Source organism: Pseudomonas shiyinii (assembly GCF_056725765.1).
Genome location: NZ_CM161522.1, coordinates 1,425,452 through 1,451,439 on the forward strand (window position 1 = coordinate 1,425,452; position 25,988 = coordinate 1,451,439).

21 protein-coding genes and 2 pseudogenes are annotated in these 25,988 nt (G+C 65.0%); 9 read left to right on the plus strand and 14 right to left on the minus strand.

The features are described 5' to 3' along the window. From ACXHGZ_RS06670 to ACXHGZ_RS06685, 4 genes and pseudogenes are all read right to left on the minus strand, one after another. Window positions 1-1,218: an MFS transporter gene (locus tag ACXHGZ_RS06670; RefSeq protein WP_480462975.1), complete on the minus strand. Its 1,218-nt coding sequence runs from the start codon at window positions 1,216-1,218 to the stop codon at window positions 1-3. A gap of 133 nt (window positions 1,219-1,351) precedes the next feature. Further along, a pseudogene (locus ACXHGZ_RS06675) lies at window positions 1,352-1,471 on the minus strand (arsenate reductase/protein-tyrosine-phosphatase family protein); the annotation flags it as partial. A gap of 15 nt (window positions 1,472-1,486) precedes the next feature. Beyond that, entirely contained in the window at window positions 1,487-2,770 is a 1,284-nt protein-coding gene (locus ACXHGZ_RS06680; protein ID WP_480462976.1) for an arsenic transporter, read from the minus strand. Window positions 2,771-2,781: 11 nt separating this feature from the next. After that, window positions 2,782-3,126: a metalloregulator ArsR/SmtB family transcription factor gene (locus tag ACXHGZ_RS06685; RefSeq protein ID WP_480462977.1), complete on the minus strand. Its 345-nt coding sequence runs from the start codon at window positions 3,124-3,126 to the stop codon at window positions 2,782-2,784. A 443-nt stretch (window positions 3,127-3,569) separates the two neighbouring features. Here ACXHGZ_RS06685 and ACXHGZ_RS06690 point away from each other — a divergent pair, with 443 nt between their 5' ends. From ACXHGZ_RS06690 to ACXHGZ_RS06710, 5 genes are all read left to right on the plus strand, one after another. Next, window positions 3,570-5,810: a TonB-dependent siderophore receptor gene (locus ACXHGZ_RS06690; protein WP_480462978.1), complete on the plus strand. Its 2,241-nt coding sequence runs from the start codon at window positions 3,570-3,572 to the stop codon at window positions 5,808-5,810. A 114-nt stretch (window positions 5,811-5,924) separates the two neighbouring features. Beyond that, window positions 5,925-6,212 carry an iron transporter gene (locus ACXHGZ_RS06695; RefSeq protein WP_084858105.1) on the plus strand — a complete coding sequence of 96 codons (288 nt, stop codon included), beginning with the start codon at window positions 5,925-5,927 and terminating at the stop codon, window positions 6,210-6,212. Beyond that, the gene (locus ACXHGZ_RS06700) at window positions 6,209-7,738 is read left to right on the plus strand and encodes a PepSY-associated TM helix domain-containing protein (protein ID WP_480462980.1); all 1,530 of its coding nucleotides are present in this window, start codon (window positions 6,209-6,211) and stop codon (window positions 7,736-7,738) included. Before ACXHGZ_RS06695 ends, ACXHGZ_RS06700 begins: the two co-directional genes overlap by 4 nt. After that, window positions 7,735-8,061, plus strand: a complete 327-nt coding sequence (locus tag ACXHGZ_RS06705; RefSeq protein WP_480462981.1) for a DUF3325 domain-containing protein — start codon at window positions 7,735-7,737, stop codon at window positions 8,059-8,061. The genes ACXHGZ_RS06700 and ACXHGZ_RS06705 overlap by 4 nt, the downstream gene beginning before the upstream one ends. A 25-nt stretch (window positions 8,062-8,086) precedes the next feature. Further along, entirely contained in the window at window positions 8,087-8,626 is a 540-nt protein-coding gene (locus ACXHGZ_RS06710) for a histidine phosphatase family protein (protein ID WP_480462982.1), read from the plus strand. A 28-nt stretch (window positions 8,627-8,654) separates the two neighbouring features. Here the strand turns inward: ACXHGZ_RS06710 and ACXHGZ_RS06715 are convergent, their stop codons facing one another. Both ACXHGZ_RS06715 and ACXHGZ_RS06720 read right to left on the minus strand, forming a co-directional pair. Continuing rightward, window positions 8,655-9,440, minus strand: a complete 786-nt coding sequence (locus tag ACXHGZ_RS06715; RefSeq protein WP_084858101.1) for a sulfite exporter TauE/SafE family protein — start codon at window positions 9,438-9,440, stop codon at window positions 8,655-8,657. Between the two features lie 344 nt (window positions 9,441-9,784). Beyond that, on the minus strand, window positions 9,785-10,408 hold the full coding sequence (locus ACXHGZ_RS06720) for a helix-turn-helix domain-containing protein (RefSeq protein WP_480462983.1): 624 nt from the start codon (window positions 10,406-10,408) through the stop codon (window positions 9,785-9,787). A gap of 114 nt (window positions 10,409-10,522) precedes the next feature. Here ACXHGZ_RS06720 and ACXHGZ_RS06725 point away from each other — a divergent pair, with 114 nt between their 5' ends. From ACXHGZ_RS06725 to ACXHGZ_RS06735, 3 genes are all read left to right on the plus strand, one after another. After that, entirely contained in the window at window positions 10,523-11,659 is a 1,137-nt protein-coding gene (locus ACXHGZ_RS06725) for an NAD(P)/FAD-dependent oxidoreductase (protein ID WP_480462984.1), read from the plus strand. A gap of 12 nt (window positions 11,660-11,671) precedes the next feature. After that, on the plus strand, window positions 11,672-12,049 hold the full coding sequence (locus ACXHGZ_RS06730) for a RidA family protein (protein ID WP_480462986.1): 378 nt from the start codon (window positions 11,672-11,674) through the stop codon (window positions 12,047-12,049). Between the two features lie 70 nt (window positions 12,050-12,119). After that, entirely contained in the window at window positions 12,120-13,184 is a 1,065-nt protein-coding gene (locus tag ACXHGZ_RS06735) for a YkvI family membrane protein (RefSeq protein WP_480462988.1), read from the plus strand. Between the two features lie 231 nt (window positions 13,185-13,415). Here ACXHGZ_RS06735 and ACXHGZ_RS06740 read toward each other — a convergent pair whose 3' ends face one another. From ACXHGZ_RS06740 to ACXHGZ_RS06750, 3 genes and pseudogenes are all read right to left on the minus strand, one after another. Then, a complete protein-coding gene (locus ACXHGZ_RS06740; protein ID WP_418889830.1) occupies window positions 13,416-14,156 on the minus strand; it encodes a methyl-accepting chemotaxis protein in 741 nt (246 codons plus the stop codon). 114 nt (window positions 14,157-14,270) lie between these two features. Next, window positions 14,271-15,302, minus strand: a pseudogene (locus ACXHGZ_RS06745) (HAMP domain-containing protein); the annotation flags it as partial. 104 nt (window positions 15,303-15,406) lie between these two features. Continuing rightward, window positions 15,407-16,291 (minus strand): LysR family transcriptional regulator, encoded by an 885-nt coding sequence (locus tag ACXHGZ_RS06750; protein ID WP_480462989.1) that lies wholly within the window; start codon window positions 16,289-16,291, stop codon window positions 15,407-15,409. Window positions 16,292-16,392: 101 nt separating this feature from the next. Here ACXHGZ_RS06750 and ACXHGZ_RS06755 point away from each other — a divergent pair, with 101 nt between their 5' ends. Continuing rightward, window positions 16,393-16,821 (plus strand): PACE efflux transporter, encoded by a 429-nt coding sequence (locus ACXHGZ_RS06755; RefSeq protein ID WP_480462990.1) that lies wholly within the window; start codon window positions 16,393-16,395, stop codon window positions 16,819-16,821. A 42-nt stretch (window positions 16,822-16,863) separates the two neighbouring features. Here ACXHGZ_RS06755 and ACXHGZ_RS06760 read toward each other — a convergent pair whose 3' ends face one another. From ACXHGZ_RS06760 to ACXHGZ_RS06780, 5 genes are all read right to left on the minus strand, one after another. Further along, window positions 16,864-17,904: a hypothetical protein gene (locus tag ACXHGZ_RS06760; RefSeq protein ID WP_480462991.1), complete on the minus strand. Its 1,041-nt coding sequence runs from the start codon at window positions 17,902-17,904 to the stop codon at window positions 16,864-16,866. 131 nt (window positions 17,905-18,035) lie between these two features. After that, complete coding sequence (locus ACXHGZ_RS06765; RefSeq protein WP_084859358.1) at window positions 18,036-18,731, minus strand: GntR family transcriptional regulator; 696 nt, start codon at window positions 18,729-18,731, stop codon at window positions 18,036-18,038. 16 nt (window positions 18,732-18,747) lie between these two features. Continuing rightward, window positions 18,748-19,452 carry a FadR/GntR family transcriptional regulator gene (locus tag ACXHGZ_RS06770; RefSeq protein WP_084859356.1) on the minus strand — a complete coding sequence of 235 codons (705 nt, stop codon included), beginning with the start codon at window positions 19,450-19,452 and terminating at the stop codon, window positions 18,748-18,750. Window positions 19,453-19,515: 63 nt separating this feature from the next. Continuing rightward, a complete protein-coding gene (locus ACXHGZ_RS06775) occupies window positions 19,516-20,829 on the minus strand; it encodes a C4-dicarboxylate transporter DctA (protein ID WP_084859354.1) in 1,314 nt (437 codons plus the stop codon). Between the two features lie 313 nt (window positions 20,830-21,142). Continuing rightward, window positions 21,143-25,945: a dermonecrotic toxin domain-containing protein gene (locus tag ACXHGZ_RS06780; protein WP_480462993.1), complete on the minus strand. Its 4,803-nt coding sequence runs from the start codon at window positions 25,943-25,945 to the stop codon at window positions 21,143-21,145. Window positions 25,946-25,988: the final 43 nt, after the last annotated feature.

Sequence of the window (25,988 nt, forward strand, 5' to 3'; positions counted from 1 at the left end):
TCAGCGGTCGATGGCGCCGCGCAACAGGGCCACCCCGGCGAGGGTGGCCGCGGCGAAGAGGGCGCCCAGCAGGAACGTGGCCTGGTAGCCGGCGGCATCCCAGAGCAGGCCGGCCACCACGCTGGCGACCAGCAGCGCCACCCCGGACAGCAGGTTGAACATGCCGAACGCGGTGCCGCGCAAATCTGCCGGTGCGCTGTCGGCGATCAGCGCGCTGAAGATACCCTGGGTAAAGCCCATGTGCAGGCCCCACAACACCACGCCCAATCCCAGGCCCAGCCAACCCGGTGCCCATGCCAGGGCCAGGTCGGCGGCCACCAGCAGCCCCAGGCCGATCATCAGCATCGCCCGGCGCCCGACCCGGTCCGACAAGGCGCCGGCGGGGTAGGCCGAGAGTGAATAGGCCAGCGACATCAGCACCAGCACAGCGGGCGCCCACAAGGCCGGCAGGCCCATGGCCTGGCCTCGCAGCAGCAGGAAGGCTTCACTGAAGCGTGCCAGGGTGAATACCGTCGCCAGGATGATCAGCCGCCAATAACGCCGGCCCAGGCGGGCCAGTTCCTTGACCGCCAAGGGGGCGCGCACCGGGGCCGGCCTGCTGGAAGCCTCGGGTTCGCCAACGAAGGCGATGAGCACGAACAAGGCCAGGAAGGCTGGCAGCACGGCTATCCAGAACACCGCCTGGAAATGGCTGGCCGTCAGCCACATCAACAGGATCGCCAGCAACGGCCCGAGAAAGGCGCCCACGGTATCCAGCGCCTGGCGTAGGCCAAAGGCCGCACCCCGTAGCCCGGGCGGGGTGATATCGGCGATCAGCGCGTCTCGCGGTGCCCCGCGGATGCCCTTGCCGATCCGGTCGACGAAGCGCGCTCCGACCAGCCACTCCAACCCCGACGCCAGGGGGAACACCGGTTTGGTCAGCGCCGCCAGGCCATAGCCCAGCACCGTGAGCAGCTTGCGCTTGCCCAGCCGGTCGCTCAGCGCGCCGGAAAACACTTTGCTGATCGATGCCGTCGCCTCGGCCACCCCCTCGATGAAACCGACCGCCACCACCGAGGTACCCAATACCGTGACCATGTAGAGCGGCAGCAGCGCGTGGATCATCTCCGAGGAAATGTCCATGAACATCGACACGAACCCCAGGGCCCAGACGCTACGGGGGATGGCCTGGAGCGTCTGGCGAGAGGGCGAGGAAGAGGCGTGGCCAGCATTTCTCATCGGGGTCCTCGCAAACTTGATGTCCGGCGACGTAATGCTCTTCACTTTAGGACATGAACATGTCGCAGTGCCGACCCGCAGGTTCACGTCGAGCTTGCCGATCTACTCAGTCGATACTGCCGATACGTTCCAGGCCGCAGGGAAAACTGCCCGAGCTCACGGCTTCGAAGCCTGCCGGGGCCAAGTGGTTGAACATCGCTTCCGAGAGGATGCTGCGGCAGCTGTTGGCGGTACACATGAACAGGACTCGCATGGTGACGCGCCAGGGTCAGAGGCTCAGGCGAAGGGCCAGGGCACAGAGGGTGACGAGCAGCACGGGCAAGGTCAGCAGGATGCCGACTTTGAAGTAGTAGCCCCAGGTGATACGCACGCCCTTGCGCGCCAGCACGTGCAGCCACAGCAAGGTGGCCAGGCTGCCGATCGGCGTGATCTTCGGGCCCAGGTCGCAGCCGATGACATTGGCGTACACCATTGCCTCGCGCACCACGCCCTGTGCTTCGCTGGCGTGGATGGACAAGGCGCCGATCAGCACGCTGGGCATGTTGTTCATCACCGAGGACAGTAACGCCGAAATCAATCCTGTGCCCAGTGTCGCGGCCCACAGGCCCTGGGCGGCCAGGCGGTCGAGCAGGGCGGTGAGCGAATCGGTCAGCCCGGCGTTGCGCAGGCCGTAGACCACCAGGTACATGCCCAGGGAAAACACCACGATCTGCCAGGGCGCTTCGCGCAAGACGCGGCGGGTAGCGATCACATGGCCACGGGCGGCAACGGCGAACAGTACCGCTGCGCAGGCGGCAGCCACGGCGCTGATGGGGATGCCCAAAGGCTCGAGGATGAACAGGCCTGCCAGCAATGCCACCAGCACCAGCCAGCCAACGCGGAAGGTGGCTCGGTCACGGATGGCCATGGCCGGGCTCTTCAGATCATGCGCTTCATAGCGCAGCGGAATGTCACGGCGGAAATACAGGTAGAGCACGACCAAGGTGGCTGCAACGGCGGCCAGGTTGACCGGCAGCATCACCGCTGCGTACTGGTTGAAGCCCAGCCCGAAATAGTCGGCCGAGACGATGTTCACCAGGTTCGACACCACCAGCGGCAGGCTCGCGGTGTCGGCAATGAAACCAGCGGCCATCACGAACGCCAGGGTGGCCGCAGGAGAAAAGCGCAGTGCCAGCAGCATCGACATGACGATCGGTGTGAGGATCAACGCCGCGCCGTCGTTGGCGAACAGTGCCGAGACCGCCGCCCCGAGCAGCACGATGAAGGCGAACAGACGTCGCCCATCACCCCGCGCCCAACGGGCCACGTGCAGGGCTGCCCATTCGAAGAAACCTGCCTCGTCCAGCAACAGGCTGACGATGATGATGGCGATGAAGGTGGCGGTGGCATTCCAGATGATCGCCCACACCGTGGGGATGTCGTGCAGTGACACTGCGCCGACGAGCAAGGCGAGCAAGGCACCCAGGCTGGCGCTCCAGCCTACGCCCAGGCCGCGGGGTTGCCAGATGACCAGGACCAGGGTGAACACGAAGACGGTAGCGGCAGGCAGCATCGATCAGCTCCTCAGCAGCAGGCGGCGCGCACGGGGCGGCCATCCATGGTGTGCAGGCGGGCGCTGTCGGCCTTGAGCCATGGGGCATTGGCCGACAGGGTCGTGGTCAGTACCACGCCGGTCCAGGCCGGCAGCTCGGGGTTGAGCCGGTAATACACCCACTGGCGCTGGCGGCGGTCGAGCAGCACGCCGGCACTGCGCAGCTGGGCCAGGTGGCGGCTGACCTTCGGCTGGCTGTCGGCCAGGGCGCACATCAATTCGCAGACGCACAGTTCGCCGTGTTCGAGGATGAGCAACAGCGCGCGGAGCCTGGTTTCATCGGCCAGGCATTTGAAGAAATCGGTTGGGGTGAGCATGGGAGGGTCCTGGCAAGTGGTGCTGCGAATATACGCAAATTCATATATATGGCAAATTGAATGTTCGGATGTCCTGCAGGAGATTACCCAGCCCTTCGGGCTGCGCTGTCGCGCAGAGAACAAGCGGCCAATGCTGCCCCAGTGGGAGCGGCGGTGCGGCGGTCCGACTTGTCCCGCGATCAAGGGCGAAGCCCTTGCCAGGCGACGGTGATATCGGGCCCGGCCTGATCGCGGGACAAGCCCGCTCCCACAGGGTGCCGCAAATCAAATGGTCATGCGTTGTTCTATGAGAGCGGGCTCATAAGTTCCCCACCTATCTGTAAATTTCGTAAATAAGATTTAAACCCATTTGAGAATCATTATATTCACGATCCCTGTCAGCCCCCGTAATCGTGTGGGGGCCGGGTTATGCCTTTTGCCCATGAACCGCAGGAGATCTGTCGATGCAACCCAGAACCTCATCCAACAACCTGGCCTTGGCCTTCGTCGCCCTGACGTCGCCGGCCATGGTGGCGACTGCGGCCCAGGCCGAGCAGGCGCAGGCCAGCGGGGTGCTGGAGGTGCCGGTCGATGGCAACGCGCTGGTGATCCAGGACACCCTGGTTACCGCCGAGCGTGAAGCCCGCCAGGCCCTGGGCACATCGATCATCACCGAGGAGGACATCAAGCGTCACCCGCCGGCCAACGACCTGTCCGAACTCATCCGCCGCGAACCTGGGGTCAACCTGACCGGCAACAGCGCCAGCGGCGCGCGAGGCAACAACCGCCAGATCGACCTGCGCGGCATGGGCCCGGAGAACACGCTCATTCTCATCGACGGCAAGCCGTCGAGCGCGCGCAACTCGGTACGCTACGGCTGGAACGGCGACCGCGATACCCGCGGCGAGACCAACTGGGTCCCGGCCGAGGCGGTCGAGCGTATCGAGATCCTGCGCGGCCCGGCTGCGGCGCGCTACGGCTCCGGCGCCATGGGTGGGGTGGTGAACATCATCACCAAGCGGCCTACCGACGAACTCAAGGGCAGCGTCAGCCTGTTCACCCAGTTGCCCGAGGACAGCGCCGAGGGGGCCAGCCGGCGGGCCAACTTCAACCTCAGCGGTGGCCTGACCGAGAACCTGGGCTTTCGCCTCTACGGCGGCCTGGCCAAGACCGATGCCGACGACCTGGACATCAACGCCGGGCATGCCAATAGCGCCCTGGTGGCCGGTCGCGAGGGCGTGCGCAACAAAGACATCAACGGCCTGTTGAGCTGGAAGCTCAACGATGAGCACCGCCTGGAACTCAACGCCGGCTACAGCCGGCAGGGCAACATCTTTGCCGGCGATACCATGAACAGCAACGGTGGCGGCGACCCGGAATTCGTCGCCGACCTGTATGGCCATGAAACCAACGTCATGCAGCGCAGCACCTACGACCTGACCCACCTGGGCGACTTCACCTGGGGCACCAGCAAGACCGTGCTGGCCTACGAATACGTGCGCAACTGGCGGTTGAACGAAGGCCTGGCCGGGCGCACCGAAGGCGCGCCGAACGACGAGGGGGCCGCGATGTCGCGCCTGCGCAACACGCGCCTGAACAGCGAAGTGAACCTGCCGTTCGCCCTGGGCAGCACCGAGCATGTGCTGACCCTGGGCGGCGAGTACCTCTACGAGTCGCTCAACGATCAAGGCTCGTTCCGCCCGCAAAGCTCCGACCCCACCGGTGGCGGTGACGACACGATCATCGGCTTTGACCGCAGCGACACCAAGATGACCGCGCGCAGCTACGCGCTGTTCGTCGAGGACAACATCGTGGTGGGCGATACCACCATCACCCCGGGCCTGCGCTTCGACCACCACGAGACCTTCGGCGACAACTTCAGCCCGAGCCTGAACCTGTCGCACAAGATCACCGATGCCCTGAGCGTCAAGGGCGGCATCGCCCGTGCCTACAAGACGCCCAACTTGTACCAGTCCAACCCCAGTTACCTGCTCTACAGCCGTGGCAACGGTTGCAGTGTGCAGCAGACCAACAACGGCGGCTGCTACCTGCAGGGCAACGCTGACCTCAAGCCAGAGATCAGCGTCAACAAGGAAATCGGCCTGCTGTATGACCGCGGCACCTGGCGCACCAGCGCGACCTATTTCCGTAACGACTACAAGAACAAGATCATCGGGGGTACCGATGTGGTCTACGACATCAATGGCGGGCGCCGCGTGACCCAGTGGGAGAATGCCGGCAAGGCGCGGGTCGAAGGCATCGAGGGCAACTTCTTCATGGCGCTGACCCCGACCCTGGACTGGAACACCAACCTGACCTGGATGCTCGACAACGACAACCGCGAAACCGGCGAGCCGCTGTCGGTGATCCCTGAATACACCGTCAACACCACCCTCGACTGGCGTGCCACCGACAAGCTGTCGTTCCAGGTGTCCGGGACCTATTTCGGCAAGCAGAAGTCGCCGACCTACAACTACCGCACCCAGCAGGACTACGACAAAGCCGCTCAGCAGGACGTGGAGGCGTATGGCTTGGTGGATGTGAGTGCTGGCTATAAGTTCAACGCCAACTATGACGTGCGGGTAGGGGTGAACAACCTCTTCGACAAGCAGATCCTGCGTGGCGGCAACGCCAGCAGCTCGGGGGCCAACACCTACAACCAGCCGGGGCGTGCGGTGTTCGCGGCGTTGAATATTTCGTTCTGATGTGCAAAGGGGGCCGCGGTGCGGCCCGATCGCGGGGCAAGCCCGCTCCTGCAGGGATTGTGCAATACCTGTGGGGCGGGCTGCACAGCAGTCCCCGTACCCAAGGAGCCCACGATGAGCATCCTCCCCACCAGCCTGGCCATCCTCTCGCGCAGCGCCGCCGCATTGTTCGGCGGCTATGCCTTCACCTACGCCTTCACCGCCTGCCTGGCCCGTCTGTTGCCACTGGCCCCGGCCGACGCAGTGACCGTCGCCACGCTGCCCGCTTTCGTCTGCTATACCGCTGCCATTCTCTGGGCGTTCGCCAGCCGTGATCCCCTGCGTGCCTGGTTGCCCCTGGCCATCGCCGTACCGCTGGCCGTGGCCGGCTTCTGGCCCCAGGCAATGAGGTGGTTGGCATGAAGAACAGCTTCACCCAATCGATGGCCTGGTTGCACACCTGGGCCGGGTTGATCTTCGGCTGGTTGCTGTTCGCCATCTTCGTCACCGGTACCCTGGCGGTGTTCGACAAGGAGCTCAGCCATTGGATGCAGCCGGAGATCCCGGCCGTGCAAGTGTCCCAGGCCGACGCCGCCAACCGTGCCATCGCCTATCTGCAGGCCCATGAGCCCACTGCCGACAACTGGGGCATCAGCCTGCCTACCGAGCGTTCGCCGGGGCTGCGGGTTTCCACCGGCGACCGTCGCCATGGCGTCGGCGTGCAACTGGACCCGCAAACCGGCGAGCCGATCCAGGTGCGTGACAGTGTCGGTGGCAATTTCTTCTTCCGCTTCCATTTCACCCTGGACCTGCCACGCAACTGGGGCATTTTCGTGGTCGGCGCCCTGGCCTTGGTGATGCTGGCGGCGCTGGTCACCGGCATCGTGATCCACAAGAAGATCTTCAAGGAGTTCTTCACCTTCCGCCCGGCCAAGGGGCAGCGCTCCTGGCTGGACTTTCACAATGCAAGCGCGGTGCTATTGCTGCCGTTCCACCTGATGATCACCTATACCGGGCTGGTGATCTTCATGCTCATCTACATCCCGGCCGGGGTCGACGCACTGTTCGACGGCGACACCCGGGCGTATTTCCAGGCCCAAGGCAACGCGCGGCTGGAGCAGCCGCGCTCGTTGGCCCGGCAGCCTGGCGTACTGGTCGACGTGGCGCCTTTGCTGGCCGAAGCCCAGGCCCGCCTGGGGCCCATCGGTGGCGTGAACATCCGTAACCCCAACACGGCTGCGGCGCGCATCGAGGTCCGCCCTGAGCTTGGCAACCGCATCGCCTTGACCAAGGGGCACGCCATGGTCTTCGACGGCGTCACCGGCGAGCTGCTCGCCGACGTACCCGAGCTGCGCCCGGCACCGCTGACCCAGCGGGTGATGGCGGGCCTGCATTTTGCGCAGTTCGGGGGCTACCCCATGCGTTGGTTGTATTTCCTCTGCGGGCTGCTGAGTTGCGCGATGATCGCCAGCGGCCTGGTGCTGTTCTGCGTCAAGCGTGGGCGCAAATACGCCAGTACGACCGCCCAGGTGTGGCCGCAGCGTTGGTACCGGCTGGCCGAGGTGTGCAACGTCGGGTTCATCAGTGGCCTGGTACTCGCCTGCGCCGGCCTGCTGTGGGCCAGCCGGCTGCTGCCGATGGCGTTGGCGCACCGCGAAGCCTGGGAGGTGCGGGTGTTCTTCGGCTGTTGGTTGCTGGCGTTGTTGCACGCCGGCGTGCGACCCGCCAGGCGCGCCTGGGTCGAGCAATTGGCGCTGGCCTCGTTGCTGTGCGCCGGGCTTGGCGTGCTGGGCGCGGCCAGTGGTGCGGGCGGCAACCTGCGGCTGGGGGTCGAAGCCACCGGCCTTGCGTTGGGCCTGGGGCTGGCCGTGGCGGCCTGGCGGGTGGCCTGCGCCGATGGGGCGCCGGTGAAGCGCCGTACAGCACGGCGCGCGGTGGTCGGGGGATGACGATGATGATGGTGGGCGGTTTGTTGTGGGCCTATGCAGGAATGGTTGGCCTGTGCCAAGGGTTGGAGCGGCACTACAGGCAGGTCTGGGGCAACGCATGTCCGTTGCTGCTACGCCGCGCATTGCGCGGTGGCGGCTGGGCAGCGCTGGTCGTAAGCCTGCTGCTGTGTGCCGAAGCCTGGGGGTGGGCCATGGGGCCGGTGGCCTGGTTCGGGATGATCTCGCTGGCGGCGGTGGTGCTGGTGCTGCTGCTGCCGTACTGGCCGCGGCTGGCAATCGGGTTGGTGGGGTTGCTGCCGCTCTGGACGGTGTCGATACTCTGAGCACCGCTCAACGACGAGACCACCCGTGAAAGCCGTTCGCCTGACCCTCATCTGCCATGCCTTGACCCAGAGCCAAAAGGTCGGACGCTTCTCCACTGTCGACGAGGCCATCCTGCCCGTAGGCCAGTGGCCTGCCGCAGCCGAGCCGGGTATCCGCATCCTGAGCGCGCCTGAACCACGGGCGCGCCAGACGGCCCTGGGCCTGGGGGCAAAAGCGGACATCGAACCAGCCCTGGCGGACGGCGATATGGGCACCTGGCAAGGGCTGGCGCTCAAGCCGTTGCAGGCCGAGGCTCCTGAGGCGCTGGGGCAATGGCTCGAGGACCCGCACAGCGCACCCCATGGCGGCGAGTCCATCGCCCAGCTCTGCCAGCGGGTTGCGGCTTGGCTGGAAGCATTCGACAGGCCGGGGGAGACGTGGGCAGTGACCCATCCGCAGGTGATACGGGCGGCGTTGGTTCATGTGCTGCAGAGCCCGTTGGCGGGGTTCCAGCGTATCGATGTGCTGCCTTTGTCGCGGCTGCATTTGAGCCGGGCGGGGCAGTGGCGGTTGCGGTTGGCCTGAGCGACCCGGCGCGCGCAGCGCTCCCGGCTCAGAACGCCAGCTTGTAGCCGATCAGCAACAGCATCGTCGCCAGGCAAGGGCGCAGCACGCGGTCGGAGATGCGCCCGGTGAGGTGGCTGCCCAGGTAGATCCCAGGCAGCGAGCCGAGCAACAGGTAGCCCAGCAACGACCAGTCCATGTTCCCCATGCCGGCGTGGCCCAGGCCTGCCACCAGGGTCAGGGGCACGGCATGGGCGATCTCGGTGCCTACCAGGCGACGGGTGACCAGGAACGGGTAGAGCAGGAACAGGGCCACGGTGCCCAGGGCGCCGGCGCCGATGGAGGTCAGGGTGACCATTACGCCGAGCATTACACCGGTGAGCACCGTGAGGATGTTCAGGGTGCGGTCGCTGAGATGATAGTGGTCGCCCGCGTGGCGGTTGGCAAACGCCTGCAGGCGGGATTTGAACAAGATCGCCAGGGCGGTGAGGATCAGCACCACGGCCAGGCCCTGTTTGATCACCGCATTGAGCGCCGAGGTATCGGTGTGCAGGGTGCTGAGGAACCACAAGGTCGATGCCGCTGCGGGCACGCTGCCCAGGCTCAGCAGGCCGGTGATCTTCCAGTCGACGTTCTTGTTACGCCCGTGCACCCAGACGCCACTGGCCTTGGTGATGGCGGCATAGAGCAGGTCGGTGCCCACGGCGGTGGCGGGGTTGATGCCGAACCAGAGCAGGATGGGGGTCATGAGCGAGCCGCCGCCTACGCCGGTCATGCCGACGATGAACCCAACAACCAGCCCCGCGATGGTGAAACCGAAAGAACCTACATCCATACGCTACTCGACGCCCAACTTGCCCGTGATCGGATGGCTGCCAGCATAAAGGTTTTTTTATAACCGAATAGACTTGTTCGTTATTAGGTTATAACCGGATGCTTTCTGTCTTCGTCTGAATGGATAAGGTGATGAAGCTGTGGGAGCTGGCGGAGCCTGCGATGGGCCGCAAAGCGGCCCCGTAAGTTCGAGGGCTGGGGGCTGCTTTGCAGCCCATCGCAGGCTGTCGCCAGCTCCCACCGAGATTGCGCCGCTCTTAAGACTTGCGAAATCCCTGTGGGAGCGGGCTTGTCCCGCGATCAGGGCGCAGCCCTTGTCATTCGCGGGGCAAGGCTCAGCGGCCCTCAACGGTCGGTCATCACCACCATGACGTGGGCATCCCCGCCATCTTCACTTTCGGACAGGTAGATGTGCCCCACTTGGCTTTCGAAATAGGCGGTTTCCTGCGGCCCGATGCTGACCGTCTCGCCGGTCTCGAACAGGATTCGTACGCGCCCGCTCAATACCAGGGCGAACTCCTGACCGGGATGGCGGATGAAGTCGTCGAACTGGCCGCGTTCGCGGGCGATGATGCGAGCATAGGCGGGCGTCATGCAGCGCTCGGGAAAGGCGCCGGCGAGCGGGTGGTAGTCGTAGGTGCCGGTGGAATAGCCGGCCGAATCAGGCAGTGAATCGACCACCACCGTGACCGGCACGGGCGCGGTCACCGGCCCGCTGGCGCGAAACAGCAGGGCAATGTCCACGTTCAAGGCGCGCGCGGCGGCCGCCAGTTTTTCGTAGCTCACCGAAACCTGGGCCAGTTCCATCTTCGACAAGGTCGACACCGGCACGCCGCTGAGAGCGGACAGCTCCTTGAGCGTCATCTGCCGGGCCTTGCGCACCTGGCGCAGGCGCGCGCCGACCTCGGCTCGGTCGAGCAGGGGCCGGGCTCCGGGTTGGGCATTGGCGCGGGTACGGTCGTCGGGCATCGGCTCTCTCTTGGGCAGCGTTTGGTCGGGCATCTTACCTTGGACACTTGCGCGAGCTGAAATTCTCATATATTAGAATTCTCATAAATGATAATTAGCGCGACAGGAGCGTGCATGGCTCAGATCTACGACACCCTGATCATCGGCGCCGGCATCGCCGGTGCTTCCCTGGGCTACCGCCTGGCCGGGCAGCGCCAGGTGTTGATGCTCGAACGCGAGGCCCAGCCTGGCTACCACTCGACCGGGCGTTCGGCGGCCATGTTCATGGAGGCCTATGGCACGCCGCAGATCCAGGCACTGACCCGCGCCAGCCGTGCCTTCTACGAGCAGCCGCCGGCAGGCTTCTGCGAGCATCCGTTGCTGGAGCCGCGGGGCTGCCTGTATGTCGCCAACACCGAGCAGCGCGACATGCTCGAGGCCACCTATGCGCAGAACCTGGCCAATGGTACCGACGTGCGCCTGCTCGACCGTGACGCCGCCCTGGCCCTGGTGCCCAGCCTGCGCAGCGAGGCCTTGTGCGGTGCAGTGCACGAGCAGGGGGCGATGGACCTGGACGTGCATGCCCTGCACCAAGGCTTCTTGCGCGGCTACCGCGCCGCCGGCGGCGAGCTGCGCTGCAACGCAGAACTCACCCAGGCTTATTACCTGGACGACCTGTGGCAGGTGTCTCTCGCCGATGGCAGCCATGTACAGGCACGGCAGCTGGTCAATGCCGCAGGCGCCTGGGCCGACCAGGTGGCCGAGCAATGCGGTGTGGCCAAGATCGGCCTGCAGCCGTGCCGACGCAGTGCGTTCACCTTCCCGGGCCCGGCAGAGGAAGATTTCAGCCGCTGGCCCGCGGTCATCGGCGTGGATGAAAGTTTCTATTTCAAGCCCGATGCCGGCCAACTGCTCGGCTCTCCGGCCAATGCTGACCCGGTCGAGCCCCAGGATGCCGCACCCGAGGAGCTGGATGTGGCCCTGGGCATCTACAACATCGAAGCCATGACCACCTTGCAGATTCGTCGTCCGAGCCACAGCTGGGCCGGGCTGCGCTCGTTCGTCGCCGATGGCGACCTGGTCATTGGGTTCGACCCGGGCACGCCAATGTTCTTCTGGCTGGCGGCCCAGGGTGGCTACGGCATCCAGTCCGCCGCCGGGGCATCGCGCCTGGCCGCGGACCTGCTGCTTGGCCAGCCGCTGTGCCCGAGCCTGACGGCCCAGGGCGTGTCCCCTGAACAATTGTCCCCAGCACGTTTGCTGCAACCTTGAGAGGTATTACCCATGAGCAATGACATCCAGCGTTTCCCCAGCAGCCTGCCGTTCCCGTTCTCCCGGGCGGTGAAGGCGGGCGGCTTCCTGTTCCTGTCCGGCCAGGTACCGATGAGTGCATCCGGCGAAGTGGTACGCGGTGACATCCAGGCGCAAACCCGGGCGGCCTGCGAGCGCATCGGCGAAAGCCTGGCAGCGTGCGGTGCGCGTTTCGACCAGGTGGTGAAGGTCACGGTCTGGCTGTCGGACATGGTCCATTTCGCCGGTTTCAACGAGGTCTACAAGGCATTCTTCGGTGAGGCGTTGCCGGTGCGTTCGACGGTGGCCTCGGCACTGGCTCTGGATGTGGACGTGGAAATCGAGGTGCAGGCGTTCGTTGGGCACGACTGACGCGAAATTGCCGCTCCCACACGGTGGGGGCGGTGGCATGGCTTAAAACAACAATAATCCAGAGGTGCACATGAAAGAGCAGCTGAAGATCGCCGGGGCTTTCGTCGGCGTGATCGTGGGGGCGGGCTTTGCGTCCGGGCGGGAGCTGTTGCTGTTCTTCGTCGATTTCGGTGTCTGGGGCCTGGTCGGTGCCCTGGTCAGCGCCGCGCTGTTCACCTTCCTGGGCATGGCCCTGGCGGGCTTGGGCAACCGCCAGCACGCCACGTCGCACAAGGACGTGATCCAGGCCATCTGCGGCCGTCACCTGGGCCTGTTCGTCGACTGGTTGATCACCTTCTTCATGTTCGCTGTCACCGTGGTGATGCTCGCTGGCGGCGGTGCGTTGCTGGAGCAGCAGTTCGGTGTGCCGGCGCTGGCTGGTAGTGTGCTGGTGACGGTGATGGTGGTGGCTATCGTATGCCTGGATGTGCAGAAGGTGATCGTCGCCATCGGTGCCGTCACGCCGATATTGATCCTGGTGGCCTCGGCCATCGCGCTGTATGCCGTGGCGAGCCGCGGGCAGAGCTTCGCCGAACTCGACCAGCTGGCCAGCCAGCAGGAGGCCGGTACTCGCCACTGGCTGCTCGGCGCGTTCCTGTATGTGTCGTACAACATCGTGGCCGGTGCGCCGATCCTGGCCATTCTTGGCGGTTCGGCCAAGGGCGAGAGAACGGCTGTGTGGGGCGGCCTGATCGGTGGCGCGGCGCTGGGGGGGCTGATGCTGGTGATGAGCGCGGGGCTGTTGTCGCGGTTGGACAGCGTGGCCGAGCTGCCCATGCCGATGCTGTCGATCGCCAATGAAGTGTCGCCGCTGCTGGGCGTGGTGATGTGCCTGATCATCTTCGGGATGATCATCAATACGGCGGTGGGGACGCTGTTTTCCTTTCTGTCACGCTTGCTGCCGGCGGGGACCCGGCAGTTCCGCTGGGGGTCGGTGGTGACCGGTGTGGTGGCGTTCGTCTGCAGTCTGGTTGGGTTCATCAGCCTGGTGGGGGAGGTGTATCCGTTCTTCGGTTACCTGGGCTTCGTGCTGATGGTGGCGGTGTTGCTGGGGTGGCTGCGGCGGGGCAAGGTCCGGAAGGTGGCAGTGGCCTGAGCGAGGGGGCTGCCTTGCAGCCCAATCGCTTGTAGGAGCGGGCTTGCCCCGCGATCGGCTGCGCAGCAGCCGCGAACCAGGCCACGTTGTGTCTGCCTGGTACCATTGATGTGGCGGGTTTTATGGCTGCTGCGCAGCCTATCGCCGGCAAGCCGGCTCCCACAGGTCTGGCGATGTCTCTGAAAACAGCGCAGGACTGGTGGGAGCCGGCTTGCCGGCGATAGGGCCGCCTCAGATCCTGAAGCTGCCCACCAGCTGTTTCAGACGCCCCGCCTGCTGGCTCAGGGCATCGCAATGGCGCAGGGTTTCATTGAGGTTCTCCACCCCTTGCTGGTTGAGGCTGTTGATCTGGGTGATGTCCAGGTTCAGGCTCTCGACCACCGCGCTCTGCTCCTCGGTGGCGGTGGCCACCGACTGGTTCATGCCGTCGATCTCGCCGATGCGCTGGGTCACGCTGGCCAGCCGCTCGCCGGCCTGGTTGGCCACCTGCACGGTCTGCTCGCTGGACACCTGGCTTTCGTTCATGGTGTACACCGCCTCGCGCGAGCCCACCTGCAGGCCGGTGATCATGCGGTGGATCTCTTCGGCCGACTCCTGGGTACGGTGGGCCAGGTTGCGCACCTCGTCGGCCACCACCGCGAATCCACGCCCGGCCTCGCCGGCACGAGCCGCCTCGATGGCGGCGTTGAGCGCCAGCAGGTTGGTCTGCTGGGAGATGCCCTTGATCACGTCGAGGATCTTGCCGATCTCGTCGGTGCTGGCGTTGAGCGCCTCGATCTGCTCGCACGACTCGCTGATCTTCTGCGACAGCGCGGTCATGGCGTTGATCGCATCGTCCACCACCTGACGGCCGTCGTTGGCCTGGTCGCTGGCGCCGCTGGCGTGCTGCGAGGCATCGGCGGCGTTGCGGGCGATCTCCTGGGTGGCCGCGCCCAGCTGGTTGATCGCCGCGGCGACGCTGTTGGTGCGCATGCTCTGCTCCTCGGAGCCGATGATCGAGGCGTTGGAGGCGTGGACCACCTTCTCCGACAGGTCATGCACCAGGCGGGTGGCCGAGGACACCTCGCTGATCGAGGCGTGAATACGCTCGACGAAGCGGTTGAACGAGGTGGCCAGTTCGCCGAACTCGTCCTTGTGCTGCACCGCCAGGCGGCGGGTCAGGTCGCCTTCGCCCTCGGCGATGTCCTGCATGGCGCGGCCCATGGTAGTCAGCGGGCGCATCAGCACCGGGATCAGCAGGCCCAGCAGGCCGGCGATGGCGGCCACGGCGATGAGCATGGCGATGATCGCCGAGGTGCGGAACTGGCTCAGGCCTGCGTAGGCCTTGTCCTTGTCGATGGACAGGCCGATGTACCACTGGGCCGAGGGCAGGCCCTGCACGGGGGCGAAGGAAATGATGCGGTCCTGGCCATTCAAGGTGACGTCCTGCATGCCCGGCTCGACCTTCAAGGCGGCATCGGGGTAGATGTCCTTGAGGTTCTTCATCACCTGGTCCTGGTCGGGGCTGACGATCACCTGGCCGTTGCGGTCGGCGAGGAAGGCATGGCCGATGCCGCCGAAGTCCACGGCATTGATGATGTCCACCAGGGTATTGAGGCTCAGGTCGCCGCCGACCACGCCGAGCAGTTCGCCGTTGGTCTTGGCCTTGACCGGGATGGCGATGGTCACCACCAGGCCGCCCACCGACGCCTGGTAGGGTGGGGTCAGCAAGGTCTTGTCGGCCGTTACGGCGGCGGTGTACCAGGGCCGCTGGCGTGGGTCGTAGCCGTCGGGCATCTTGGCGTCCGGTCGCTGGGTGAACACGCCGTTGTTCTGGCCGAAATAGGTGAACTGGAAGTTGTTGGTGTACGACGGCTGGTCGACCAGCCCGGGCAGGGTCTCACCGGCACCTTGCTGGGCGATGTCCTGGGCCAGGTTCTCGAGCACCAGGATGCGCCCGCTCATCCAGTTCTGCACGCTGCCGGCGGTCTGCGCCCCTGCCTGGCGTACGGAGGATTCGATGTTCTGGCGCGTGGTGGTGCGCTGCAGGTAGTCGTTGTAGAGGGTGAACAAGGCGAATGCCAGGACAACGACGCCGCAGGCACTGAGCAGGATCTTGTGGCGGAATTTCAGGTTCATGTTTCGAGACCTTGGGCCGGTGAGGGGAGGACGCCGCGCGCTCGTGGCACGCAGGGCGACACCTGTCACCACGTTATCGGCCGGGCCTTTGAAATATTGAAGAACTAGGCGTGGTGGGCTGCCAGCAGCTCCACCAAGGTCCGGGCCGCCAGGTGCAGGGGCTGCTGCTTGAGCCAGAAGGCATGCACGGGCAGCTCCAGGGCGTTCTGGGTGTTGCGAAAATCCAGGCGCACCAGGCGTCCGGCGGCGATCAGCGGCGCCACTCGGGACAAGGGAAAGTTGCCCCAGCCCAGGCCGGCTTCGACCATCTGCAAGGCCAGGTCCAGGCTGTTGCTGCACCAATGGGTCGCAGCCACCAGCGGACGCGGGTCGGAAAGCGGCAGCTCGATGCTGCGGACCAGAACCTGGCGCACGTTGAACAGGTCCTCCAGGTAATGAATGCGCCCGCTCCCCAATGCCGGATGATGCGGTGAAAGGGTGGCTACCAGCGACTCCATGGCGATGTGCTGGAAGCTGCGCCGAGGGTCCACATGCAAACCCGCGAAGGCCAGGCACAGGCTGACCCGACCGCTGTCGAGCAATTGCAGGGCTTCTTCCTGGGGGGCACTGAGCAGCTCGATATCCAGCAGTGGGTGGCGTTCGCCGAGCACGGCAATGGCGGCGAGCAGTGGGGTCTGGTCGATATCCGGCACCACGGCGATGGCCAGGCGGCTTTCCAGGCCTTGGGACAGTTCCAGCGCATGCACCTGCAGCAGGCCCAGCTGCTCGGCGATCAACCGGGCATGGGGCTCCAAGGCGCGGGCCTGGGCGGTGGGGCGCGCCTCGCGTGGGCCGCGCTCGAACAGCGGGTAGCCCAGCTCTGCCTCGAGGTTGGCGATGGCCATGCTCACTGCCGAAGGGACGCGCCGCAGCGCCCGGGCAGCCGCGGAAAACGAGCCGCGGTCAAGCACGGCGAGAAACAGCTGGATATTGTCGCTGGAAAAATTCATGGGCGGCCTCCTATCAGTAAATCTGAAAGGTGCCGACTTTTTCTGTCAAGAAGATTGATTCATCCTGGCCGCCTTCGTAAAACACATCCAGAGATGACGCTGTGCAAGGACTCAAACGCAAACTGGTCTACGTGACCTTCTATGAACTGATCGGCCTGTGCATGTCGACCCTGGGTCTGGCCTACCTGTCCGATACACAAGCCTCCCATACCGGGCCGCTGGCGGTGATGATCACCACCATCGCCATGCTCTGGAACCTGATCTATAACAGCCTGTTCGAATGGTGGGAAAGCCGCCAGACCAAGCGTGGCCGCAGTGTGGCCCGGCGCATCGGGCATGCCATCGGCTTCCAGCTGACATTGGTGGTGTACCTGATCCCGCTGATCGCCTGGTGGCTGGACATGACCTTGGTGGAGGCGTTCCTGGTGGACCTGGCGTTCATCATCCTGGTGCCGTGCTACACCTTCGTCTACAACTGGGCGTTCGACCGGATCTTTGGGTTGCCGACATCGGCGCTGGCAACTGCCTGAAGGGCTGGTGCAGTACCTGTGGGGGCTTGCCCCGCGATGGCGTCAAGGCGGCAAGCGAATCAACAGCGGCTCCTGCACCTGCTTCCCGGGCTTTGGCTGGCTGCCCAACAGGCTGTCCTCGACCTGCCCTGACAGGTAGTAGACACCGGACATCGCACCGCTCTGGCGGTTCTCCATCAGGTCCCGCCATTCTTCGTTCAGCGCCACGTTGAGGATCACCCGCAGTTGCTCGACCATCTGTGGGTGTTCCTGATCATGGGTGACCATGCCATACCCTGCCACCGCGACTGAAATCAGCGTACCGGCCGCCTTGCCCACCGCTGCGGCGACAGCACTGGCGATGCCGCGTGGCGCCAGGGTGGCACCGAGTTTTTCACTGGCCCGGTTGGCCACCGACGATAGCCCGGCCTGGGTCTGCCCAGGGGCTTTGGCGGCCTGCTGGTGCAGGTGCTGGCGCAAGGCCTGCCAGGCCGGTTGCTGGTCGAGGGACTTGGCCCTGAGCAGTTGATAGAGCGTGGCGTCCCGTGCCGCTGGCGGGCCAAGGGCGATGATCCTGATGCGGTTGAGGCGCTGGCTGACCTGGTCGGGTGGGGCGTTGTAGCGCTGGATGATAGCAGGCAGCTGCTGGCCGAACAGTTGCAGGTACAGTTCGCTGGCGCGGTCACGGATGCCCTCGGGGTTGATCTGCTCGGCCACAGGTTCGATCACCCGCCGGTGATACTGCTCTTGCAGGTACAGCGCCAGGCGCCGTTCGGGCGGCTCGGCGCCATCGCCGCTGTTCATCTTGTACCAGGCGACCTTGAGCGTCAGCCATTGCTGGGTCCAGTAGCCGGTGAACCAGGGGATGAAGTCGCTTTCGGTGCGCTGTTGCACCTGGTCCTTCCATACCCGCATGGAGCGTCGGGCGTAGTCGTTGGCCGAGCCGGTGGCGGCTACCGATGCCTCGATCAGGTCCTGATCGAGGCGCTGCCAGATGGCCGGGGTGAGTACCGCCGGTGGCGGCGGGGCAGGCGGGCGCTTGCCGGCGCACCCGGCCAGGGCCAGCAACAGGCAGAGCAGCAGAAGCAGGATGCGCCGGTTCACGCGGCTGGCCTTCCTGGGTAGGGAGGAGATGGTTATCCGAGTATAGGCATGATGTTCGCGATGCTGTGCGAGCGGGTTTATCCGCGAAGAACGTCACGCGGAGCTCTCGGGTAAACCCGTTCCACAGTGCCTTATGCGCCTGTGCCTTGATCCAGGTCCAGCTTGGCTTCCAGATGATCCAGATGGTCATGCATCAGTGCCAGCGCCGCGTTCACGTCACCCTTTTCCACGGCATCGATGATCGCCGCGTGCTCCTGCCAGGCGCAGTGGTCGCAGCAGGGCGATTCGTAGCGGGCGATGATGAGCGAGGTCATCGGCACCAGGCCGTTGAGGAAGCGGGCCAGGGGCGCGTTGGCGGCCATCTGCGCGAGCTTGAGGTGGAACTCGCCACCCAGGCGGATCGCCGTGCAGCGCTCGCCACGCTCATGGTGAAGGCGCTCGCGCTCGACCAATTGGCGCAATTGGCGGATCTGCGCCGGGCGCGCGCGTTGGGTGGCCAGGCTGATCAGCGTGGTCTCGGCCAGGCGGCGGGCACTGAGCACCTGGCGCGCCTGTTGTGGGTCCGGGGTGGCAAGGTGTGCAGTGTGGCTGGGCCGTTGCACCACCACCTGCTGGTCGGACAGGCGCCCAAGGACCCGGCGGATCACCGTGCGGCTGACGCCGAAGGCATTGCCCAGGGCCTGCTCGGGCAGGGCGCTGCCCGGGGGCAGTCGTTGTTCGAGAATGGCATCGAACAGGCGTGGGTAGATCTGCTCGGCCGAAAGGCGGGTCTCGCCGTTGGCGAGCAGGGCTGGCAGGCGAGGGGAGGCGTGGGCACAGGCGGTCATGGTCGCGCTCCTTGGGTCATTGACCCGAATGCTCATCGGGAATGTTCAGTTCGATGCCCATGCGCTGGCCTTCCTCGAGGATATGCCGGCGCATCTGGGCACTGGCCTGGGCGCTGTTCTTGTCGCGGATGGCGCGAACCACCGCTTCGTTTTCCTTAAGCCGAGCGGCCAGGTGTTCGGGCGAATTGCGCAGCATCTCGGTGCTCTGCTTGAGCGCATTGCCGGTCTGTTGCACCACGCTCTGGAAGATCGGGTTGGTGGTCAGGCCGAACAGCGCTTCATGGAAGGCGATATAGGCATTGACCCCGGCCTCGCTGTCGCCGGCCTCCAGGGCTTCGCGCATGTCCATCAGGGTCAGGCGCAGTTGGCCGATGTCCTGGCTGTTGGCCGATTGGGCGACCAGCCCGACGATGAAAGGCTCCAGGGTATAACGCAGCTCCAGCACGTCAGCCAGGCTGGCCGCGGCGACGGTTTCGACGACCGGTTCCTGGGCCGCGGCCTCGATGTCGAGCACCAGCACGCCCTTGCCCGGCATCGAGCGCACCAGGCCCAGGGTTTCCAGCACGGTCACCGCTTCGCGCAGGCTGGGGCGGCTGATTCCAAGTTGTTCCGCCAGCTCGCGCTGGCCGGGCAGCATTTCGCCGCTGCGCCACTGGCCGCTGGCCAGGGCCTGGCGGAGTTTCTCCACCACTGAGTTGACGACGGTTGATGAGCTGATCACGGTTCGCTCCATGGTTACAAATTACTGCAGCGCGGCCGACGCATTGCGCCGGCCGCGGGGTGTTCAGAATTCCTGCTGGTGGGCCTGTGGGGGTTGCTTGCGCGGCGTGCTGGTGAAACCAGGCTTGCCGGACAGCACGTTATTCGCCCGCTCCATGTCGATATCCCGCTCCCAGCGGGCAATGGCCACGGTGGCGACGCAGTTGCCGATCAAGTTGGTCAATGCCCGGCCGATGCCCATGAACCAGTCCACTGCCAGCACCAGCACCAGGCCTACCACCGGGATGGCCGGTACCGCCGTCAGGGTGGCGGCGAGGATCACCAGGGCAGAGCCTGGGATGCCATGGGCACCCTTGGAGGTCACCAGCGACACCAGCAGGATGGTCAGCAGGTCGGTCATGGCCAGCGGCGTGCCGGTGGCATTGGCGATGAACACGATGGCCAGGGTCAGGTAGATCGAGAAGCCATCGAGGTTGAAGGAATAACCGGTGGGGATCACCAGGCCTACGGTGGAGCTGCCGATGCCCAGGTGCTCGAGCTTGCGCATGATCTGCGGCAGCACGGCGTCGGAGGAGGCGGTGCCCAGGACGATAGTCAGTTCTTCACGCAGGTACTTGATGAACGGCAGCAGTTTCAGGCCCGACAGGCGCATGACGGTGCCAAGGATGATCAGCACGAAGCCTGCACAGGTCAGGTAGAAGAGCGCCACCAGGCCGCCCAGGTGCTGCAGCGACTCCAGGCCATATTTGCTGGTGGTGAAGGCGATGGCGCCGAACACGCCCAGCGGTGCCAGGCGCACGATCATGCCCATGATGCGGAACACCACGTGGCTGAGCTCGTTGATCAGCCGCGAGATGCCGGACGCCGACTCGCCCACCAGGTTCAGGGCGCTGCCGAACAGCACCGAGAACAGCAGGACTTGGAGGATATTGTTGTCGGCAAAGGCCCCGATCACCGAGGTAGGGATCAGGTCCATGAAGAATGCCGTGGCACCGTGGATATGTTGGCCGCGCTCGGCCAGGCTGCTGGCATCGGCGCTGGAAAGCTGGTCCAGGTGGATGTTGGCGCCGCTGCCGATACCGCTGGTGAAGGCGAATACCAGGCCGATCACCAGTGCGATGGTGGTCAGGATTTCGAAGTAGATCACGGACTTCAGGCCGATGCGCCCGACTTTCTTCAGGTCGCCGGCACCGGAAATGCCACTGACCACCACACAGAACACGATCAGGCCGATGAGCATCTTGATCAGCTTGATGAACCCGTCACCCAGGGGTTTGAGCTGCAGAGACACTTCGGGGAAGCTGAGGCCGCAGGCGATGCCGAGGGCAAGGCCCAGCACCACTTGGAGGAAGATCGAACGCGAGCACCATTTGAGCATGGGAGGGATCTCTGGTCGGTGTCCTTGCTTCGGTGCCGGCGACGGCGAAAGAGCGCAGGACTTAATTATTGTGGTCTTACCGGTTTGTTCAGCGCCCGATCATAGAACCGCGATTTTTTACCTTTTGCAAGCAATTTTGGCCTTACCGGTCTGACCAGCTGGGGCGGCAACCTCCACCTCGCCGCAGCTCGCGCCTGAGGAGCCATTTAACCCAATGACTTCAAACGACTTTGTGGGCGTGGGTTAACCCGCGAACACCGGCAGCGCCGGTGCATGCCGCGTGTCGCTTCGCGGGTAAACCCAGGCGGGTATCTCACTGGCGCGACAGATAGGTCTCGGTCATGCTCTCGGTGAGCTGTTTAACCAGGTTGGCGTCGGCTTCGTTGCGCGTCTGCAACAGCAGTTCACCGGCCCTGCGATAAAGCGCGTTTTCATCGCGATAGCGGTCGGAAACCAGGTCGATTCGTTGAAGCACGCCATCGCGTCGCCAGGCGATATCGGGCCGTTCCTTCTCCAGGGCATCGATATACGCCTGCGGCACCGCAGGGCCGTCGTAGGCGCTCAAGTCGCCCGCTTCGCTGAACGTGTCGAAATAGACGCTGGCGCCGTTCCAAGTATTGCCGAGCTCGGTAAATGCCTCAGGGCGCAGGCGGCGTATCCAGGTTTCCCAGAATGGTTGCTCGATGGCCCATTCCACGACGGCCGGCTGGCTGGCAAGGCCTTCGACGCCCAGGGCCAGTCGTTCCAGGGTGGCTGGGCTCAAGCGGGCGAGATAGTCGAAACTGATCTCGCTGGGTTGCGGTGGCAACCCCAGGCGCTGTATCAGCCGCATGCGCGCGTGCAGGGCCATCTCCATCTCATCGAGCAAGAATGTTGGCTCGCCGAGCAGCTCGTCGCTGATATCGTCCTCGGGGTGCAGCGCTGGCGCTTCGTCGGCGGACGTACCGCTTATCAGTGCCCGGCGCCTGGCGACGCGTGCGTCATAGAGGGCGGCGATGCGCTCATCGAGCAGGCGCTGGCGAAACAGCGAGCTGACGACCGTCACGGCCACCGATTCGCTGTTCTGGTCCGCAGTGGCCAGCAGGACCTGCTGCCACACCAGCACTTCGACCTCGACCTGCTGAAACAGCAGGGTGGTCTGGTCGACGCAACCTTGGGCGGCCTCGTTGAGCACATCAATGATGTGTTGTTGCACCTGGGCGCGCCCCCAACGCTCGTCGGCGCCTGCCTGGCCGGGCTTGGTCAGTTGCTCGAGCACGGCCTGCATGCGCCGGCGCATGGCGTCCGGGCTGCTGTGGTATTGCTGGGTATCCTCCATACGGTTGAACAGCTCGTACAGCGGTTGCCATTCAGGTGTACCGAAGGTTTCAGAAATGTGATCGCGCAACGGTTGTGGAAAATCGGCGAGCCAGCCCGCCGCATACGCTTGCGCTTGGGTGGGGAGCCCCGCGTCATTCAGGCTCTGCAACGCTTGTGCGTCGAGTGGGTTGTTCTGGAAGGAATAGTAGACGTCGCCATCGCCCGCCCTGACGCGTGCAACGAACGCGGTATCGCGCAGGTCAGGCACATGGCGCAGCTGGTTGCTGCTCAGGTCTACCGCACGCAATGCCAGGGGCTGTTGGTTCATGAGGTCGGTCAGGCCGTTCGGCCATTGGGCGATGCCGGTCTGCTCCAGGTCGAGCCGTTCCAGTCGCGTCCAGCCGGTGAGGTCGGGCGCCAGGTCCAATGGGTTGTCATGCAGGAACAAAATACGTAGACGGTCGAGGCCTGCCAGTGCGGCGCGAGAGGCCGGAGTCAGGGTGATGTCGTTCTGGCCCAGGCTCAGCTCGGCCAAGGCAGGCCAGCGCTGCAGCGCCTGGAAGTGTTGCTCCTCGAGAAAAAGTTCGTTCGTTTCAGCTTGCAGCCCGCTCAGCTCCGGGAGTTGCGCCATCCGCTCCAGGGCTGCGACCGGCAGGTCCGCAACCGCAGCGGTGAGATTGAGGGTGCGCAATCGCGTCAGGCTGCACAAGGTCGCCAGGTTGGATTCGCTGTTCATGTCCAGGTTGTTTTCCGACAGGTCCAGCGAGGTCAGTTCGGTCAACTCGCCCAGTTGGGCAGGGAGCACGGCCAGGCCATTCTCGGTAAGCTCCAGTTCCCGCACGCCTGGAAAGGCTGCCAAGAAGGCGCCGAGGCCCTCGTTGCTTGCCTGCCACAGGCCTGTGACGGTGAGCTGGCGGACGTATGGCAGCTGCACATCGAGCGTTGGCAGGGCGCCGATATGGTCGCCATGGATGCTGAGAATCACCCGGTCCAAGCTGCCGTCGGGGTCGTTGTTCTCCCGGCGCCATGCCTGTCGGACGCGTTCGGCCAGGGCTTGGCGTGCAGCGCGACGTTGCTCCAGCTCGTCGGCCACCAACCCTTGTGTGTCCTGGACCCAGGCTTGCAATGTGCTGTCGAGCTGGCGGTACTGTTGTTGCAGTTCGTGCATGAGGCGGCTGAAGGCGCCGGGCGCATCGCCGGCCTGCTGGCGCAGGCGGGCTCTCAGGGCGTTCCGGTCGTTGTCCATGTTGGCGGGAAACAGCTGGTCGAACATTTCGTCGGGTGTCTGCAAGCCGTGGCCTCGGCCGCTCAATGGATAACCGATACGTCGGTCGCCGGGCAATCGTGTCGGGAGGCGGTACATTGGACGTACCGGGGCCAGGCCCAAGTCATGGGCGGCCTGTTCGCGATCTTCGAGCACGCATTCGAGCAATCGCTCGCGCAGCTTGTCGGGCTCATGGATATTCAGGCCGAGCGCGTCGCGTTCACTGTCGGGCAGGGCCTGGAGGATGCTTTGGAAGAGGCTTGCCGGACTGGACAGGGTCTGGCCAGACGAGTCCAGGGGCTGATAGCCGTTGTCCAGGCGCAGTATCGTCTTGGTCGAGGTACCTGCTTGGCCCGTCTCGCCCAGCAGGTGGCCCGTCAACCGTCCCGCCCGCAATTGCAGGCGGGTTTCTCCGGTCCAGCCGGCCAGGCGCTGGAGTGCGGCCAGGGCCAGGGTGTCTCGGTCGGCCATCGCGCCGTTGGCTCGATAGAAGCCGGCCAAGGCACGATTGATACGGGTGTCGCGCAAGTATAATCGCGCGGTTTCGCCCATCGAAAGCGGCAGGCGGCCGGTGCGTTGCAGTGCTCGCAGGTCGCGCGAGTGCGCCTGGTCGAGAATTTCACGCCGCGCGTGTCGGCTCAGCGTCGGGAAGTCCCGCGCCAGCAGCGCATCTGCGGGGCGACTGGCCGGCGGCGGGATGTCGGCGCCGAAAGCCTCGAGGCTGTCGAGCAACAGGGCGGGCAACGGTAGACGGTCGACGAAGACCCGGCGCAGGGCTGCGTCGTCGTAGCCACTGCTGCGCAGGGCCTGGGCCAGGATGCGCCCGTCCAGGCCCGCTCCGACCGGGCCTAGGCGCCTGAGCAATTGGTCGCTTGGCCAGGCCAGGGGGCGTTCATGATCCAGCGCCCAGGGGCCCTCACTGGCACCTCGCAACCGGGGTTGGTGGCGGTGCCTGGGTGCCCGGGACAAGCGCCACTGGCCATCGGCTGCCGACTCGATCGGGAAGCTTTGCGCTTCCCGCGTCAGCCATTGACGGTCTTGCCAGGTATATAGCCCATTGCGTGGCGTGGCCTGCTCTGGGCGGGCCTTGGCGAAGGGGGCGAGATCGCCGTGCCAGAGGCGTTGCTCGTCGCCGTGCCCGATTCTGTACCAATCGTGCAGGGCGCCTTGCGGCAGGCTGAAGTGGACTGCGGCTCCCAGTGCCGCCACTTGGGCCAGGTTCTCGAAGACCTCGAACAGATGCCCGATGGCGGCATCTGCGTCACCCTCATTGGCGGTATGCACCCCTTCGAGGAACTCGTCGACCAGCTGTGCGCCACCGACCACCAGCATGAGCTCGCCAAGCCCCGGCACGAAGAACCCGGCCACATTCAATACCGACAAACCCACGCTTAGCCACTGTTCGAGGTGTTCGAGCTGGGCGGCGGCATCTCGTTGCGCAACCGGCACTGCGATGGCGGCTGCATCGGCCAGCAGGCGTTGAACATGAAGGCGAGCGCGCGCCGCGAAACAGTCATCCGGCCAGCGTGTAAGCGCCAAGGCAAGTCGTGCATTCTTGTCCAATGTCGCCTGCCATAGATCGTGCGGGCTTGGGAACATGCGCTTGATCCAGCTGAACGAGTCGCCTTCCTCGATCACCGGCGTGGTGGTCTGCAAAGTGGCGTAGGGGTAGTAGGGATACAGCGTCTTGCGCAACCGAGACACGAGTGCGGGGCGTTGGGTATGGCTTGCGTAACGGTTGAAGAACGCCCGTTCGCTGTCTTTCCAGAGCAGTCGGGTCAGGGCTTTACCAGCGACCTTCAGCGATGCGTATTGACGCAGCGGTTGGCGTGGATGCCCTGGCAGGTAGAGCAGGCAGGGCTCGATGTCGTCCAGTGGTTCGCGGCGGATAAGCAGCGGCCCATTGAGCGGTATGTCGAACAGGTTCAGGTAGCTGCACTCGAGCGGGGCGGGTTTGCCATCCTCATCGAGCAGGAACGGGGTGCCTGCCAGGGCAGCGTCCGCCAGCGCGCGGCCGTGGGCATCGATGTGGCCCTGCAGTTCGGCGTGGGCCACATCGGCGGCGAACGCTGCACGGTCTTGCTCGCGCAGCAGCTGGCGGAAGTCTGCCGTGGCGATATGGTCCAAGAGGTGATTGCGGTATCGCTGTCCCAAGTCGAGATTACGGACGCCTTTCACGAAGCGGGCGCTGTCAAGCTGCATGGGGGGCTGGTCGGTGCTGGAAAAGTACAGCTCGACCTGCGCATCGCTGTCGAAGTTCTGTAGAGCGGCCTCCAGCCAGGATCGGCCGCCTTTTTCGCTGCCGTTGCGTAGCCACCCCTGGTCGACGGTGGGCAGCTCCCGGTCGTCGAACCAGTGGTTCATCGCGTCGTCCAGCAGCGGGCGGCAGAACGCCTCGATCGGCTGCACCTGGGCCAGTACCTGTTGGACTTGTCGGGTGGCGCGATGACTGTCGCGGATCAGTTGTTCCAGTTGTTGGCGTTGTGCCGGTGTGGCTGCTTTCAGCCAGCTGGGCATTCGGGTGTGGATGAACGCGAGATGGGAAGTGCTCATGGCTGGACCTCGGGAGGAAGGAACAGCGAGCCTAGTGAGGTGG